This window comes from Mesorhizobium comanense, assembly GCF_005503535.1.
Classification (GTDB): domain Bacteria; phylum Pseudomonadota; class Alphaproteobacteria; order Rhizobiales; family Rhizobiaceae; genus Mesorhizobium; species Mesorhizobium comanense.
The window spans coordinates 1-15,143 of sequence record NZ_SCNN01000027.1 but is presented as its reverse complement, the minus strand read 5'-3'; the positions used below and the strand labels follow the sequence as shown (position 1 = coordinate 15,143).

Here is a 15,143-nt window from a genome sequence, read left to right as displayed (position 1 = left end):
TTCCGGTGTTGCCCTCCTCGCGGTGAGGAGCAAATTCAGCGGAATGATTGGGGCACTGTCAGACTAGGCCTGCGGATCAGGGCGCGGGAGGACAAACCATGTTGTCCTCCGCACCATGACCAAGTTTTCGCTCAGCTGCACCCGCTCGTGGCGCCGCAGGTGTCGCATTTTTCGCAAGTCCCGTTGCGCACCATCGTGAAGTTCTGGCACTCGGAGCAGGAATTGCCGGTGTAGCCCTGCAGCAGCGACTTGGCGCGGCGGTCGGCGGCGAGTTTCTTCGCTTCGGCCGCTTCGCTGGCCGCGGCGTCGGTGAAGAGGGCCGAAGTGGCGTCGGTGGAGGCTTCGGAGGCCGCTTCCTCGAAGGCGATGTCCTCCGCCAGCTCCTTGGCGCGCTCCTCATAGTCGCGCTTGTAGGCGACCGCCTCGTCGCTGGCCGGCTTCAGCGCCAGCACGTTCGAGCCGGAGAAGGCCGATGGCGCCGAGCGGGCAGGGGTTGCGGCGGTGCCGCCGGCAAAGCCCTTCGGCTCGCTGCCGCTTGCCCTGGAAACCAGCTTCACCGGCGAACCGCGGGTCAGGCCCTTGGAGACGGCGTCGGTCTTGCCTTCGCTGATGCCGCGGCCAAGCGCGGTGTTGGAGAAGTCCGACTGGTCGACATGGGCGAGGTCGTTGCGGCCGAGATAGGAGATCGCGAGTTCGCGGAACACGTAGTCGAGGATCGACGTCGCGCTCTTGATGGCATCGTTGCCGATCACCATGCCGGCCGGCTCGAACTTGGTGAAGGTGAAGGCATGCACATATTCGTCGAGCGGCACGCCGTACTGCAGGCCGAGCGAGATCGCGATGGCGAAGTTGTTGAGAAGGCCGCGCAGCGTGGCGCCTTCCTTGTTCATGTCGATGAAGATCTCGCCGAGGCGGCCGTCATCATATTCGCCGGTGCGCAGGAAGATGGTGTTGCCGCCGATCTTGGCCTTCTGGGTATAACCCTTGCGGCGGCCGGGCAGCTTCTCCTGCTCGCGCGACACACGCTCGATGATGCGCTCGACGATGCGCTCGGTGATCTGCGCCGCGCGCGCCGCCTGCGGGGCGGCGACCAACTGCTCGACCGCCTCGTCCTCGTCCTCCTCGCCATCGGCGAGCAGCGAGGCATTGAGCGGCTGCGACAGCTTGGAGCCGTCGCGGTAGAGCGCGTTGGCCTTCAGCGCCAGCTTCCACGACAGCATGTAGGCGTTCTTGGCGTCCTCCACCGTCGCGTCGTTGGGCATGTTGATGGTCTTGGAAATGGCGCCCGAGATGAAGGGCTGCGCCGCCGCCATCATCTGGATGTGGCTGTTGATCGAAAGCGAGCGCTTGCCGATCTTGCCGCACGGGCTGGCGCAGTCGAACACGGGGAGGTGCTCGGCCTTGAGGAAGGGTGCGCCTTCCAGCGTCATGGCGCCGCAGACATGGATGTTGGCGGCCTCGATGTCCTTCCTGGAGAAGCCCATCGCCGGCAGCATCTCGAACGAGAAATCGTTGAGCTGCTCGTCGGTGAAGCCGAAGGTCTCCTTCACCCAGTCGGCGCCGAGCGTCCACTGGTTGAAGACGAACTTGATGTCGAAGGCGGACTTCAGCGCGGCATTCAGCGCCGCGATCTTCTCATCGGAAAAGCCCTTGGCCTTGAGCGAGCCGGGATTGATGCCGGGCGCCTGGTTGAGATTGCCGTGGCCGACGGCGTAAGCCTCGATCTCGGCGATCTGGCTTTCGGAATAGCCCAGCGTGCGCAGCGCTTCCGGCACGGCGCGGTTGATGATCTTGAAGTAGCCGCCGCCGGCGAGCTTCTTGAACTTCACCAGGGCGAAGTCGGGCTCGATGCCGGTGGTGTCGCAATCCATGACGAGGCCGATCGTGCCGGTCGGCGCGATCACGGTCGCCTGTGCGTTGCGGTAGCCATGTTCCTCGCCGAGCTCGATGGCGCGGTCCCAGGCGGCTTTCGCATGCTCGGCAAGCGCCTGCTGCTTGAGGTCGGACGCAACCAGCGGCACCGGATTGACGGCGAGCTTCTCGTAGCCGTCCTTGTCGCCATAGGCGGCGCGGCGGTGGTTGCGCATGACGCGCAGCATGTTCTGCGCGTTGCGGTCGTAGTCTGCGAAGGCGCCGAGTTCAGACGCCATCTCCGCCGACGTGGCATAGGCGACGCCGGTCATGATGGCGGTGAGCGCGGCGCAGATGGCGCGGCCCTCGTCGGAATCATAGGGGATGCCCGAGGTCATCAGCAGGCCGCCGATATTGGCGTAGCCAAGGCCGAGCGTGCGGTAGTCGTAAGAGAGCTTGGCGATCTCCTTCGACGGGAACTGCGCCATCATGACCGAGATTTCGAGAACGACGGTCCACAGCCGCACCGTGTGTTCGTAAGCCGCGATGTCGATCGTGCCGTCGGCGTTGCGGTAGGGCAGCAGATTGATGGAGGCCAAATTGCAGGCCGTGTCGTCGAGGAACATGTATTCCGAGCACGGGTTGGACGCCCGGATCGCACCGGCGGAAGCGCAGGTGTGCCAGTCGTTCATCGTCGTGTTGAAATGCAGGCCCGGATCGGCGGAAGCCCAGGCCGCGTAACCGATCTTTTCCCAGAGATCCCGGGCCTTCAGCGTCTTCAGGACCTTGCCGTCCTTGCGGGCGGTCAGGTGCCAGTCGGCGTCCTGCTCGACGGCGCGTAGGAAATTGTCCTTCAGCGACACCGAATTGTTGGAGTTCTGGCCCGAAACGGTGAGGTAGGCATCCGAATCCCAGTCGGTGTCGTAGGTCTTGAACGACATCGACGTGTAGCCCTGCTTGGCGAACTGGATGACGCGGTAGATGTAGTTTTCCGGCACCGCGCTCTTCTTGGCCGCCTTGATCTCGCGCTTCAGCGCCGTGTTGATGGCGGGGTCGAAGCAATCGTCATCATGGCCTTCGCAATTAACGCAGGCCTTCATGATCAGTTCGAGATGCTTCTTGACGATCTTGGAGCCGGTCACCAGCGAGGCGACCTTCTGCTCTTCATTGACCTTCCAGTCGATGAATTCCTCGATATCGGGGTGATCGGCGTCGACGATGACCATTTTGGCGGCGCGGCGCGTCGTGCCGCCCGACTTGATGGCGCCCGCCGCGCGGTCGCCGATCTTGAGGAAGCTCATCAGGCCCGACGAGCGGCCGCCGCCGGACAGCTTTTCGCCTTCGCCGCGCAGCAGCGAGAAGTTGGAGCCGGTGCCGGAGCCATATTTGAACAGGCGCGCTTCACGCACCCACAGGTCCATGATGCCGCCCTCGTTGACGAGGTCGTCCTGCACGCCCTGGATGAAGCAGGCATGCGGCTGCGGATGTTCGTAGGAGGATTTCGACTTGGTCAGCTTGCCGGTGAATGGGTCGACATAGAAGTGACCCTGGCTCGGGCCGTCGATGCCGTAAGCCCAATGCAACCCAGTGTTGAACCATTGCGGCGAATTCGGCGCGACGCGCTGGGTGGCGAGCATATAGGCGAGTTCGTCACGGAAAGCGCGCGCGTCTTCCTCCGACTTGAAGTAGCCGCCCTTCCAGCCCCAATAGGTCCAGGTGCCGGAGAGCCGGTCGAAGACCTGGCGGGCATCGATCTCGGAACCATAGCGTTCAGCCTCGGGCAATTTGGCAAGCTCGGCCTCGTCGGCCACGGAGCGCCACAGGAAGGAGGGAACGTCGTTTTCCTCGACCTTCTTCAGCCGCGCGGGGACGCCGGCCTTGCGGAAATATTTCTGCGCCAGGATGTCGGCAGCGACCTGGGAGAACTGCGCCGGCACATCGATGTTGTCGAGTCGGAACACCACAGAGCCATCCGGATTCTTGATCTCGGAAAGCGCCTTGCGGAATTCAATCTCGGCATAAGCGGATTGCCCCGGCTTGGTGAAACGACGCTCGATGCGCATTGGTCCTGTCCCTTTTGTCTATATATAGCGCTTCCGTCAGGAGATTGCTGCCCCCCAAGGCGAAAAGCGCAGTCCGCCGTTTGCCGGCAGCGCGAACGACGCCGGCATCTCCTCTTCGCGGTTTCGGCCACGCACACGACGAAACGCCTTGCCGGGCGTTTGTCCAGGCTGCCTGCCGACCCCGCGGGTCCTTTCGAAACTGAATTTTTCGATTCCCTCACCGGAGGGAAATTCACACTATCTAGCGTCGAACCTACCTGCAAACACTAAATATAGTGTTAACAGACAATTTATTCCAGTCCGACAATTCTCCCTTTCGTCGCCCCACCACCCACAATCCCAACGCTTCCGCCGGCCTCGTAAACAGGCGGAAATGCGAGCAAAAACGCACATAATCCGGGAAAAAGACCGGGCTCAGAACTTTCCGGTCGCGCTCTCAACAGGAGCACATGGCCTATAAAAGGCGACTCGTTTCGAGCCGTCAAGGATTCGTTTGCGTAGCTTTTGTGACCCCAACATCTTGTGTGTCACATATGTGGATAACGGGGATAGAACCGGTCAGTCGGAACTGCCATTGCCGGCGGCGCCGGCGCGGCCGGCAATCGAGAACCGCCGCCGGGCACAGGCATCCTGGCTCAAAACCTGCGCCGAAAACGCGCGGTCAGCCGTAATGCATCTTCGGCTTTGGTTCCGTGCCGGTGAACTGGACGCCGACCCGGTCGTTGCGGCGCCAGCGGACCTCGCACCGGTAAGCGATGCCGTCGACGGGTACGTAAAGCAGGAAGCGGTCGGGAACCCTGGCCTCGAGCGGTACCTTCAGTTCGGCGCCGCCCGCATGCTGGTTGCGCAGCAGAACACCGACCTCCGAGTTCTGAATCCCGGTGATGATTGTTCCGCCCTTGAGCACGCGCGGGCGATGCTCGCGTTGAGGCTCCGCCGGATCTTGTTGAGTTGGGTTTACAGGATTCGCCATCGATCAAACGCCAGGTTGGCCGATTCCTAGCGAAGAAAAATTATCAAACCATTCATGCGACACATCACAGGGTTGTGAATCTGCCGCAATGCACGCGATGAAGGGCGGCGGGTTAGGAAAATCTCCGGGGGTCGGCGCAGAAATAGGCGATGATCTGGCAAAGGTCTGGTTCATGGACCATGCGCACGGCTTCGCTGGAAGAGACCCATTTGCGGGTGCGGCAGTGCTTTTCCTTCCAGCGGTCGGCGATCTTGCCGACATGCAGCGGAAACACCAGCACCTCACAGGGCACTTCCTCGCCGGAAGCCAGCACCTTGGCATAGAAATAACGACCGGCCTCGATATGGGAAACGTTTCCGCGCAACCCGGCTTCCTCGCCGGCCTCGCGCGCCGCTGCCTCGCAAAGCGGCTCCCGTGCTTCCGGCCAGCCCTTCGGCAACACCCAGCGGCCTGTATCGCGGCTGGTGATCAGCATGACCTCGACGCCGTTTTCGGACTCGCGCCAGGGCAGGGCGGCAACCTGAAGGCGGCACGGCGCGGTGCCGAAGAGTCGCCGGACCCTTTCAGCCAGATGGTTGTGCGTCGTTGGCCTCGTCAACATCGAAGAAGCTAGCCCAAGCCCAGAATCGTTTTGCCGCCTCATGAATCCTACGGCGAATTGTCAGCAATAAAAGTAAAAACTTCGGTCGGGCTGGCCGATTCCCGTCAACAAAGCTCGATTGTACAGGATATCTTGCCCGCCAAGCCGCCGGTGCGAGCAAATATTGCCGCCGATCACGGCTCAATTGAGAAAAATGTTTGTCGCTCAGCCGGCGTGGTCGTCGGCGATCGGCTTCTGGTAGGTGAAGCCCATATCCCACGGGAAATAGATCCAGGTGTCCTGGCTGACCTCGGTCACGAAGGTGTCGACCAGCGGCCGGCCCTTGGGTTTGGCGTAGACGGTGGCGAAGTGGGCCTTGGGCATCATGGCCCGCACGATGCCGGCGGTCTTGCCCGTGTCGGTAAGGTCGTCGATGATCAGCACGCCGGCGCCGTCATCGGCCAGCAGCGCCGGCGTCACTTCCTTGAGCACCTGCAACTGCCCCTGGCTGGTGTAGTCGTGATAGGAGGCCACGCTGACGGTTTCGATGATGCGGATACCGAGTTCGCGCGAGATGATTGCCGCGGGAACCAAGCCGCCGCGCGTGATGCAGACGATCGCCTTCCATTGTCCCTTGTTCGTGCCGGCAAGCCGCCAGGCAAGCGCGCGGGCGTCGCGATGAAACTGGTCCCAGGAGACCGGGAAGGCTTTTTCGGGAAGGGACATGTCTCGCGCACTCCACGGCACGCGAGAGCCGCGTGCAAGAAACAGGGGAATGCGCGCGGAATTAACTGGAAACCCTACGCTTTGGCAAGGGCGGGGGCTGGCGATCGCTGTGGACTTACCGCGACAGGAAAACAGCCACCTGTGCCGTTCGCAACACCGTGCGCGTCACGCCGCCGAACAGAAGCTGGCGCAGCCAGGAGTGGCTGTAGGCGCCAAGCACCAGAAGATCGGCGCCGCTCTCTACGACCCTGTTCTGGATAATGTCGTCTACGGAGGTGCCGCCCGATTTCTGCACCGAGACGCTGACGTTCGCGCCGTGGCGCGACAAGGCGGACGCGATCTCCGCGCCGGATGCCTCGGGGCTTTCGTCGAGCGTGTCGGGCGGATCGATGACAAGGATGTCGGTCTTTTCAGCCTCGATTATGAAGGGCAGGGCGTCAAAGGCGGCACGGGCGGCCTCCTTGCTGCCGTTCCACGCCAGCAACACGCGTTTGAAAGTGGTCACGAAGGGACCGGCATGCGGCACCACCAGTACCGGGCGGCCGGCATCATAGACAAGCGAATCGACATCGGCGCTGGGGTCGCCGCCGGCCTCGCGCTGGGCTGCGATGATGAGATCGGCGGCGCGCACGCTCGAAATGCCGGTCAGCGCGCTGTCGCCGGAAAAGCTCTCCAGGCTGCGCCACTCGAAGGAGAGGCCGGAGTCCTCTATGCGCTTGAGGAACGCGGCTTGCAGCTTGTCGGCCCGCTCCCGGTTCATGTCGGCCGACACCTGCAGGAATTCGGTATCCGGAAAGCCGGTCGCGGACGTGTAGGGCACCGGAAGCGCCTCGGCGTGAATGCCGATCAGGTGGCTTTGAAAGCGGCTGGCGAGCGGAATGGCGCAGTCGAGCACGCGCTCGGCGTCCTGCTCGTTCTGCAGAATGGCAACGATGGTCTTGAAGCGCATGGTGATCCCTCAATTCGCGGGCGTTGGCACCCGCGCGGGTGAAACGTCGGGGCGTAGCGCTTGGTTCCGGTCCGAAGTGCTCAGCTCGCGCTGGCGGCGAAACCCGCCACCATTGCCTCGACGTCAGCGCGGGCGGCGTCCAGCGCCTCCTGGCTGCGGGCGCGCACCACAAGTTCGGTCCAGAACTTGCCGTCGCCATATTTCGGATAGGAGCCGATGATCGTGTCCGGATGTGTCTTCTGGATCTCGCCCAGCGGTCCGCCGACAAGGCCCTCGCCGAATGGACAATGCACCGTCGCCGACAGCATTTTGGTGCCGGTCTTCAGGGTCGGCACGACATTGTCGAGCATGGCCTGGAAGATCGAGGGCACGCCGGCCATGACGTGGACATTGCCGATGCGGAAACCGGGTGCGACCGACACGGGGTTGTCGATGTGGTCGGCACCGCGCGGCATGCGCGCCATGCGCTTGCGGGCCTCGGTATAGTCGATGCCGCGCGCGGCGTAGCTGGCCTCCAGCATCGCATAGGCCCTGGCGTCGTATTCGCAGGGCACGCCGAATGCCTTGGCAATCGAATCCGCCGTTATGTCGTCATGCGTCGGGCCGATGCCGCCGGTGGTGAAGACGTAGGTGTAGCGGGCCCGCACGGCGTTCACGGCCGCTACGATCTCGTCCTCTTCGTCGGGAACGATGCGCACTTCCTTCAGGTCGATGCCGATCGCGGTCATGATGTCGGCGAGATGGCCGATATTCCTGTCCTTGGTGCGGCCGGACAGGATCTCATCGCCTATGACGAGCATGGCGGCGGTGACGATTTCTGGCATGGAAGGCTCCGGAGGGACGGTCGCCTGAGATAGCGCGGCGCGGCGTCATCGGCAATGCCGGCCGAACTGTGAACAATCTGTGCCCAGATGTGAGATATCCATTGAACGTTCGGCCCTCTAGATAGATCGCCCAAGGCCGGGCGGTTCCCGGCAATCATCGAGGAGACGGAAATGGCGAAGGTACTTGTTCTCTATTATTCGAGCTGGGGCCACATGGAGCAGATGGCCAAGGCCGCGGCCGAAGGCGCTCGCGAGGCCGGCGCGCAAGTCACCATCAAGCGCGTCGCCGAACTGGTGCCCGAGGCGGTGGCCAAGGCTGCCTACTACAAGCTCGACCAGGAAGCGCCGATCGCCGATCCGCTCGAACTGGGCGACTATGACGCGATCATCGTCGGTGCCTCGACGCGCTATGGAGCCATGGCTTCGCAGCTGAAGAACTTCTTCGACCAGACCGGGCCTCTGTGGGCCAAGGGTGCCCTCGTCAACAAGGTCGGATCGGTCATGGTTTCGACGGCGACCCAGCATGGCGGCGCCGAACTCGCTCTTTTGAGCACCCAGGCGATGTTGCAGCACCACGGCATGATCATCGTTCCGCTTTCCTATGCCTATCAGGGCCAGATGGGCAACGACGTGGTGCGCGGCGGCGCTCCCTACGGCATGACAACGACCAGCGATGGCGACGGGTCGCGCCAGCCTTCGGCTCAGGAACTCGAGGGCGCGAAATTCCAGGGTAAGCGCGTCGCCGAGATCACTGCCAAGCTGCACGGCTGATTGTTCCGCCGTGCCGGGCTCGGCCGGCGGTGTGCACCGGGAAATCGATGAAGAACGGGCGGTTCTGGAGCCGCCCGTTTCGATTCAAGGTTGCGGCATGATCCCATGCGGCTAAGTTCAGCCTGTCGAGGTCCGGGTGAAAAATGCTTCTGTCCGTCGTGTCGTGGTTGCTGGCCATACTCTTGCTGGTGGTAACCCTTGCAGTCGCCTGTCTGGTGCTGGCGACGTTTTGGATCGCGGCGAAAGCGACGAGACTGGTTCCGCCGGTCGGAAAATTCATCGAGATCGACGGCAACCGCATCCATTATGTCGATGAGGGCGAGGGCAGGCCGATCGTCTTCGTGCACGGGCTTGGCGCGCAGCTCCATCATTTCCGGCACACGATTTTCGGGCGCTTCGGACCGGGTTATCGGCTGATCGCGCTCGACCGCCCGGGATCTGGCTATTCGGTTCGCGCCGCCGGCGCCACCGGTCGCTTGCCCGAACAGGCACAACTGGTGCGGCGCTTCATCGAGACCCTTGGGCTGGAGCGGCCCCTTGTGGTGGGACACTCGCTGGGCGGCGCCATCACGCTGACCCTGGCCGTCGAGCATCCCGATGCGATTTCAGGCATCGCATTGCTGGCGCCCTTGACGCATCTGGAAGCCGGCATGCGCGAAAAGACCGGTTTGCTCAATATCCCTTCGCGTCCGTTGCGCTGGATCATGGCTCACACCGTTGCGATCCCCATGAGCCTGCGCTACGCGCGCCCGACAATGGAATTCATCTTCGCGCCACAAACGCTGCCGGCCGACTATATGACCGCAGGCGGCGGATGGCTGGGGCTAAGGCCGGCCCATTTCCAGGCCACCTCTGCCGATGTCGTGGCGATAGAACGGGACCTTGGCCGAATCGAGCAGCGCTATGGCGAGATCGCCATGCCCGCCGGCATCCTTTTCGGCACGGCCGACCGCGTCCTCGACTTCCATGTCCATGGTGCGCCGATGCAAGGCAAGATCGGGGCTCTCGATTTCGAAGCCGTCGACGGTATCGGTCATATGCCGCAATTCGCCGAGCCGAAGCGCATCGTCGATTTCATCGAGCGGATTGCGTCCCGGGCCTTTCCATCAAGGCCGCCTCACGACAAATTCAATGAACCAACCGGCTGACCGCCGGGTTTACTTCGTGCCGCACCCAAGGCGGCCCAAGACACGGAGTAATTCAATGTACAAGAAACTTTTCGCGGCATCGGTTCTGACGATCGGTCTCGCCACCTCGGCGATGGCGCAGTCGTCGGACGCCTCGTACCGCAACCATCACAATTGGTCGCTGTTCGGCAATGAGGATTCCTCAGGTGTCGATCAGAGCCATACGGGCAGCATCGATGGTTCGGGGTTGAACACCCTTGGCAATACCGGCGCGGCCGGCCCGTGTGCCTACAACACGCCAGGCCCTGATGCGAACGCCCAGGGCAATGTCAACGATCAGTACTGCGGCAAGTAGCGAGCCGCAGGCTCACGTCCGGTCGCCGGACACCATCTCTCCTGGTGTCCGCGGCCGGCGTCATAGCGATCAGTCGGAAACCTCGGTCTGTGGCCGGTCGCGGCCATCGGCCAGCTCCTCATGCCATTTGCCTTCGGCGTCCTCATATTGGATACCGTCCGTCGATCCAGCGACCTGCTGCTCCGCCGAAGCGATTTCGGCTGCACGCAGTGCGTCCTGGTGGGTGGGAAATGTCTCCGAGAAGGTCGCGCCGACCTTGTAGGCCCAGCCGCCGTCATGTTCGACGATCTTGTAAGTCAGCTTCGCCATCAAAAACCTCCGGTTGAAAGGTCCACCTGCTCAATGCAGCCGGTCGTCGGGCAGCCGTTCGGCCGGTAGTCTGTCGTCAGGCACCAGCACTTCCGATTCCCTTGCGGCCTCGATCAATGCCCGGCGCGCTTCCGCCGTCGAACGATAACCTTCCAGCACTTTGAGGCAAGTGTCGAGAGCATCACGATGGCGCGGGCCGCGATTGAGCGGCCACACCGTCATCAGGCACTCCGCTGCTTCCTGGGTGCTGCGGATATGACGATATTTGCCGACATGGCCAAGTTCGACCACGACCGGCGTTTCAAAGGGTTTGTTGTCCATCATGGCGGCAACGCAAAGCAGCCAAATTGGTTGCAAACGTGGCTCCCGACCTGCGCCCAATGGTCGCGTCGCGCCCGCGAACAGCCTCGGTTGCCTGTCTGATGGACGTCCCCGGCCCAGAAGCCGGCTCGAACCTTAGTAGCCGCAATCGTTGCGCAGCCAGCGCGCATTCGCCCAGCCGGTCGCACCGCCGATTTCAACCTGGTACCAGTTGCCGCGACGGTCGAAGATCTCGGTGTGGTCGCCGTTGAACAACTGGCCGATCATCCGCGATGACGAGTTCGGCTGCGTCCGGACGGCGAGGAAGCCGCTGCCGGTCGCCAGATTGTAGCGGCCCGACAGGCCATGCACCGTCCCCTCGCAATATTGCGCGCCGGCCGGCGTCGATGCTCCGATCCATAGGCCGGCCGCCGCGGTCAGCGCGGCAGCCGTCAAAACTGTCCTGAACAGCATTTTTCTCTCCCAAGCCCGGCCGCGCCCACTGCGGCCTTACCCAAGGTAACATCTTGGCGGGAAAATTGAAGCGAGGCTGTGGCGGATCGCCATCGCTTGCGGTGAAGGGCGGAGGCCTATCAGCCGGCCGCCTTCATCCAATGCTCCATGGTCGTGACCGAGCGGGCCAGCTGCGGCGCCGGATGGATCTTCTCGCTGAACGTGGCGGCTGCCCGCCAGCCCCAGCGCGGGTCGGCCAGAAAGGCGCGAGCCAGGGCGACCATGTCGGCGCGGCCCTCGGCGATGACAGCTTCGGCCTGCTTCGGATCATCGATCAGCCCCACCGCCCGGGTCGGGATGCCGGCGCCCTTGCGCACGGCTTCCGCCAGATGCACCTGGTAACCGGGGCCGGTGGGCAGTTTCTGCAACGGGGAATTGCCGCCGCTGGAGCAGCAGAGATAGGCGACACCCTCAGCCTTCAGCGCTTTGGCCACCTCGATCGCATCCTCGACGTCGAATCCGCCATCGACCCAGTCCTTCACGGACAGCCGCGCGCCGAGCATCAGCTTCGGCGCCGCCTTCTTCACCGCTCTGGCGATTTCGACGACGAGACGCATCCGGTTTTCCAGTGAGCCGCCCCAGCGGTCGGTGCGCTGGTTGGACAGCGGCGACAGGAACTGGAAGATCAGGTAGCCATGTGCGGCATGCAGTTCGATGAAGTCGAAGCCGGCGCGTTCGGCCCGCTTCGCGGCCTCGGCGAACCGCTGGACAAGCCCCAGGATCTCCTCTTCTTCCAGAGCGCGCGGCACGTTCCAGCCGGTGTCGTAGGCGATCGCCGAGGCCGAGACGGTCTGCCAGGGGTCTTCGTCCGGCTGCAGCGGCCCGCCGCCCTCCCAGGGCTTGCGGTTCGAGGCCTTGCGACCGGCATGCGCCAGCTGCGTTCCGAACCTCGTGCCGGGTGCCGCGACCCGCCTGGCGGCGTCCAGAGCCCGCCGTGCAGCGGCCTCATTGTCTTCGGAGTAGAGGCCGAGGCACCCGTGCGTGATGCGGCCGCGCCGCTCGACATCGGTCATCTCGACCGTCACCATTCCGGCTCCCGACATTGCGAGGTTCATCCAGTGGTAGAGGTGCCAGTCGCTGGCCGAGCCATCATCGGCCGAATACTGGCACATCGGCGCCACTGCGATGCGGTTGGGAAAGGTGAGGCCGTCGAGGATGATCGGCTGGAAAAGCGATGCAGTCATGAAACGGGCTCCGGAGGGACAGGGCGCCTCTCTAGGCAATGGGTCGAGAGCGCGCCAGACACGAGGCGGTGAGGGGCTTTTCTGGACCAATTGCCGGCATTGCGCAAATGCCGCCCGGCGGCTACGCCTCGATCCGGCAGCATGGAGACCATCATGGAAGACCGCATCCGCATCCGCTCGGAGGAAGTCCTGTCCGACGACTGGGCGATCCTGAAGAAGACCGTCCTCGACTATCGGCGGCGCGACGGTCAGTGGGAAACGCAGATCCGCCAGACCTATGATCGCGGCGACGGCGCGGTGATCCTGCCTTACGATCCCCGGCGCCAGACGGTGCTTCTGGTGCGCCAGTTCCGCTATCCCGCCTATGTCACCGGCCACCGCGAACCGCTGATCGAGGCCTGTGCCGGTCTGCTGGACCAGAACGACCCCGAGACGGCCATCCGCAAGGAAGCGGAAGAAGAGCTCGGCTACCGGCTGAATACCGTGGAGCGGCTGTTTTCGCCCTATATGAGCCCGGGCAGCGTGACCGAGCGCCTGTGGTTCTTCATCGCCCGCTATTCGCCCGCCGACCGCATCTCGGCCGGTGGCGGCGCGCCGGAGGAGGGGGAGGACATCGAGGTCCTGGAGATGCCGCTGGACGAAGCGCTGGCCGGCATCGCCGACGGCCGCATCATCGACGCCAAGACGATCATCCTGATCCAGCACCTGAAGCTGCACCCGATGCGTGCTTGATGGATTGTCGCCTCTATCGGGGGGCCTGGCTGCCTTGGTGCGGACGACGGGAATCGAACCCGTGCGATCAGAGATCGAGGGATTTTAAGCCAGATGCGTCTGATGATATGATGTTGAAATTATTTGTATATTTGACTTTTATATCCAGCTATGTGAGGGATTTCGTGTAAACTTCGCGCCAAAACTACGGCTGTTTCCGCATCCGAAAGGCCATAGGACCTGAATCTAACCGGTGGCATGGCCGATCATCGAGGAAAGGCCGGAATCTACAGCTAGACAGCCCAAGCGGCATCGATACCGACACAACGCACCTCGATCGCACCGCTGGTGTTTAAAAGAACTGTGTTCGCGATCGAGGACAACCGCGCGATCAAGTCCTCAAAAGAAAGCTTTTGACGCGTCGATCTGTCGATCCATTGGCGTAGACTATGGTTGGTGACGATCAGGACGCCATGCCGCCTGCTTGCAGGTTTTAAAGCCTGTTCCAATAATTCCAAGCGCAAAGACGAAGAACGCAAACTGGCCGGCGATCGGTCGAAGCGCTTCAGCCGCCTGCGATGATGTCTGAATGTCGGTCACGCCGTTGGCGTTCAGCGTCGCCGCGGTGGTCACGATAATAAAGAGGGCAACGGTGTTGGAAATGGCCATCCCAAAATATGTATCGATGCGGATACGCGTCAATTCTTCTGGTGCCTGTTCGGGAGCGACTTTGAGCGGCGAGGCCTCATCGCGCTCCTTAACCTCCTCCACCTCCTGTCCAGCTTGCCAGAAGAAAAGATAGGGGCTGATCGTCGTCCCAAGGATGGCCACGACAGAAGTGATGTATTGGCCGTCAAGGCTGATGTGCGGAACAATCAGATTGTAGCCGACCGTCGCCCAGGGGACCTTCGCAACGAAGGCCACGGCGACATAAGCCAGAAGCGACAGTGTGAGCCACTTCAGTACCGACACATAGCGCGAGTAACGAGAGAAGATTTCAAGCAGGACGGTGACGATGCCAAACGCGGCGACGTACAGCAACTGTGGCCCGCCAATGATCAGTTTTAGCGCAGCTCCCATTGCACCCAGGTCGGCGCCGATGTTGATGATATTGGCGACCATGAGCAGCGACACGATCGAAATGCCCACGCCGGCTGGATAGTACTTTCGCAGGTTGCCCGCGATGCCTCGACCGGTGACACGGCCGATCCTGGCGCTGATCTCCTGGATGGCGCACATAAGGGGCCAACTGAACAGCATGACCCACCCCATGCCGTAGCCGAACTGGGCACCGACTTGAGAATACGTTGCGATGCCGCTTGGATCATCGTCCGAGGCACCTGTAATCAAGCCCGGACCAAGTATTTGCAACAGCTTGGGCGTCCCTGGCTGTTTGACGGTTTCAGCCGAGTCCTTTTTTAGGATCTCTGTCATCACAAGCCCCTCTCAAGAGATCGATCAATCGCGCGTGCTGATCGTCTGAAGGTCACTGCACAGTCTCTTTCCTGGCGCCCTGAGCCTAACTCACCCAAGACCACCGAAACTACCGCAGCGCCGATATCAGTCTAATCTAATGTTGTGCCGAACACGCAATGCGAAAGATCCGGATTCGTTCCGAGAGAAGTCACATTGTACGTGCCATTTCCAATCTGCATCAATGCTCAGACCAGCCCGCAAGTGCGTCGAACAACAGGACCGCCTAGCCTCCTAGGTTCTCGAAATCGTATCCTTTGCGACCGCCAATACAGGTCCATTTGCTCGTCGCTGCTCCAAAGCCTCACACGGGCCGCCCTTAGAGCCTGAATCAAAAAGAATGGTTTGATATCAAGCTCTTGCGAGCCTGCGTGTGAGCAGGCGAATGTGGGCGACGTATATCCAGGCTTCTGCAGAAGCGATGGATTTCTCCC

General features: G+C 62.3%; 15 protein-coding genes. 4 read left to right on the top strand and 11 right to left on the bottom strand.

The window, feature by feature from the left end; all coding sequences use genetic code 11:
* Nucleotides 1–131: 131 nt before the first annotated feature.
* From FFS37_RS30215 to FFS37_RS30190, 6 genes are all read right to left on the bottom strand, one after another.
* On the bottom strand, nt 132–3,914 hold the full coding sequence (locus tag FFS37_RS30215) for a vitamin B12-dependent ribonucleotide reductase (protein ID WP_137934621.1): 3,783 nt from the start codon (nt 3,912–3,914) through the stop codon (nt 132–134).
* 661 nt (nt 3,915–4,575) lie between these two features.
* On the bottom strand, nt 4,576–4,887 hold the full coding sequence (locus FFS37_RS30210) for a PilZ domain-containing protein (RefSeq protein ID WP_137934620.1): 312 nt from the start codon (nt 4,885–4,887) through the stop codon (nt 4,576–4,578).
* Between the two features lie 112 nt (nt 4,888–4,999).
* The gene (locus FFS37_RS30205) at nt 5,000–5,488 is read right to left on the bottom strand and encodes an NUDIX hydrolase (protein ID WP_137934619.1); all 489 of its coding nucleotides are present in this window, start codon (nt 5,486–5,488) and stop codon (nt 5,000–5,002) included.
* A gap of 204 nt (nt 5,489–5,692) precedes the next feature.
* A complete protein-coding gene (gene gpt, locus FFS37_RS30200) occupies nt 5,693–6,193 on the bottom strand; it encodes a xanthine phosphoribosyltransferase (RefSeq protein ID WP_137934618.1) in 501 nt (166 codons plus the stop codon).
* A gap of 115 nt (nt 6,194–6,308) precedes the next feature.
* Complete coding sequence (locus FFS37_RS30195; RefSeq protein ID WP_137934617.1) at nt 6,309–7,142, bottom strand: universal stress protein; 834 nt, start codon at nt 7,140–7,142, stop codon at nt 6,309–6,311.
* 80 nt (nt 7,143–7,222) lie between these two features.
* Entirely contained in the window at nt 7,223–7,966 is a 744-nt protein-coding gene (locus FFS37_RS30190) for a competence/damage-inducible protein A (protein WP_137934616.1), read from the bottom strand.
* 171 nt (nt 7,967–8,137) lie between these two features.
* Here FFS37_RS30190 and wrbA point away from each other — a divergent pair, with 171 nt between their 5' ends.
* From wrbA to FFS37_RS30175, 3 genes are all read left to right on the top strand, one after another.
* Nucleotides 8,138–8,737, top strand: coding sequence for an NAD(P)H:quinone oxidoreductase type IV (wrbA, locus tag FFS37_RS30185; protein WP_137934615.1), 600 nt, complete (start codon nt 8,138–8,140; stop codon nt 8,735–8,737).
* Nucleotides 8,738–8,880: 143 nt separating this feature from the next.
* Nucleotides 8,881–9,885 carry an alpha/beta fold hydrolase gene (locus FFS37_RS30180; protein WP_137934614.1) on the top strand — a complete coding sequence of 335 codons (1,005 nt, stop codon included), beginning with the start codon at nt 8,881–8,883 and terminating at the stop codon, nt 9,883–9,885.
* Between the two features lie 55 nt (nt 9,886–9,940).
* Nucleotides 9,941–10,219 (top strand): hypothetical protein, encoded by a 279-nt coding sequence (locus FFS37_RS30175; protein WP_137934613.1) that lies wholly within the window; start codon nt 9,941–9,943, stop codon nt 10,217–10,219.
* A gap of 69 nt (nt 10,220–10,288) precedes the next feature.
* Here FFS37_RS30175 and FFS37_RS30170 read toward each other — a convergent pair whose 3' ends face one another.
* The 4 genes from FFS37_RS30170 to FFS37_RS30155 all read right to left on the bottom strand — a co-directional run bounded on the left by FFS37_RS30170 (nt 10,289) and on the right by FFS37_RS30155 (nt 12,525).
* Entirely contained in the window at nt 10,289–10,528 is a 240-nt protein-coding gene (locus FFS37_RS30170; RefSeq protein WP_013895802.1) for a DUF2188 domain-containing protein, read from the bottom strand.
* Nucleotides 10,529–10,558: 30 nt separating this feature from the next.
* Entirely contained in the window at nt 10,559–10,852 is a 294-nt protein-coding gene (locus tag FFS37_RS30165) for a DUF982 domain-containing protein (protein WP_137934675.1), read from the bottom strand.
* A gap of 132 nt (nt 10,853–10,984) precedes the next feature.
* Nucleotides 10,985–11,302: an SH3 domain-containing protein gene (locus FFS37_RS30160; protein ID WP_137934612.1), complete on the bottom strand. Its 318-nt coding sequence runs from the start codon at nt 11,300–11,302 to the stop codon at nt 10,985–10,987.
* Between the two features lie 119 nt (nt 11,303–11,421).
* Nucleotides 11,422–12,525 (bottom strand): NADH:flavin oxidoreductase/NADH oxidase, encoded by a 1,104-nt coding sequence (locus tag FFS37_RS30155; protein WP_137934611.1) that lies wholly within the window; start codon nt 12,523–12,525, stop codon nt 11,422–11,424.
* 153 nt (nt 12,526–12,678) lie between these two features.
* Between FFS37_RS30155 and FFS37_RS30150 the strand changes: the two genes are divergently transcribed.
* Nucleotides 12,679–13,257, top strand: coding sequence for an NUDIX domain-containing protein (locus FFS37_RS30150; protein WP_137934610.1), 579 nt, complete (start codon nt 12,679–12,681; stop codon nt 13,255–13,257).
* A gap of 426 nt (nt 13,258–13,683) precedes the next feature.
* Here the strand turns inward: FFS37_RS30150 and FFS37_RS30145 are convergent, their stop codons facing one another.
* Complete coding sequence (locus tag FFS37_RS30145; protein ID WP_137934609.1) at nt 13,684–14,670, bottom strand: NRAMP family divalent metal transporter; 987 nt, start codon at nt 14,668–14,670, stop codon at nt 13,684–13,686.
* Nucleotides 14,671–15,143: the final 473 nt, after the last annotated feature.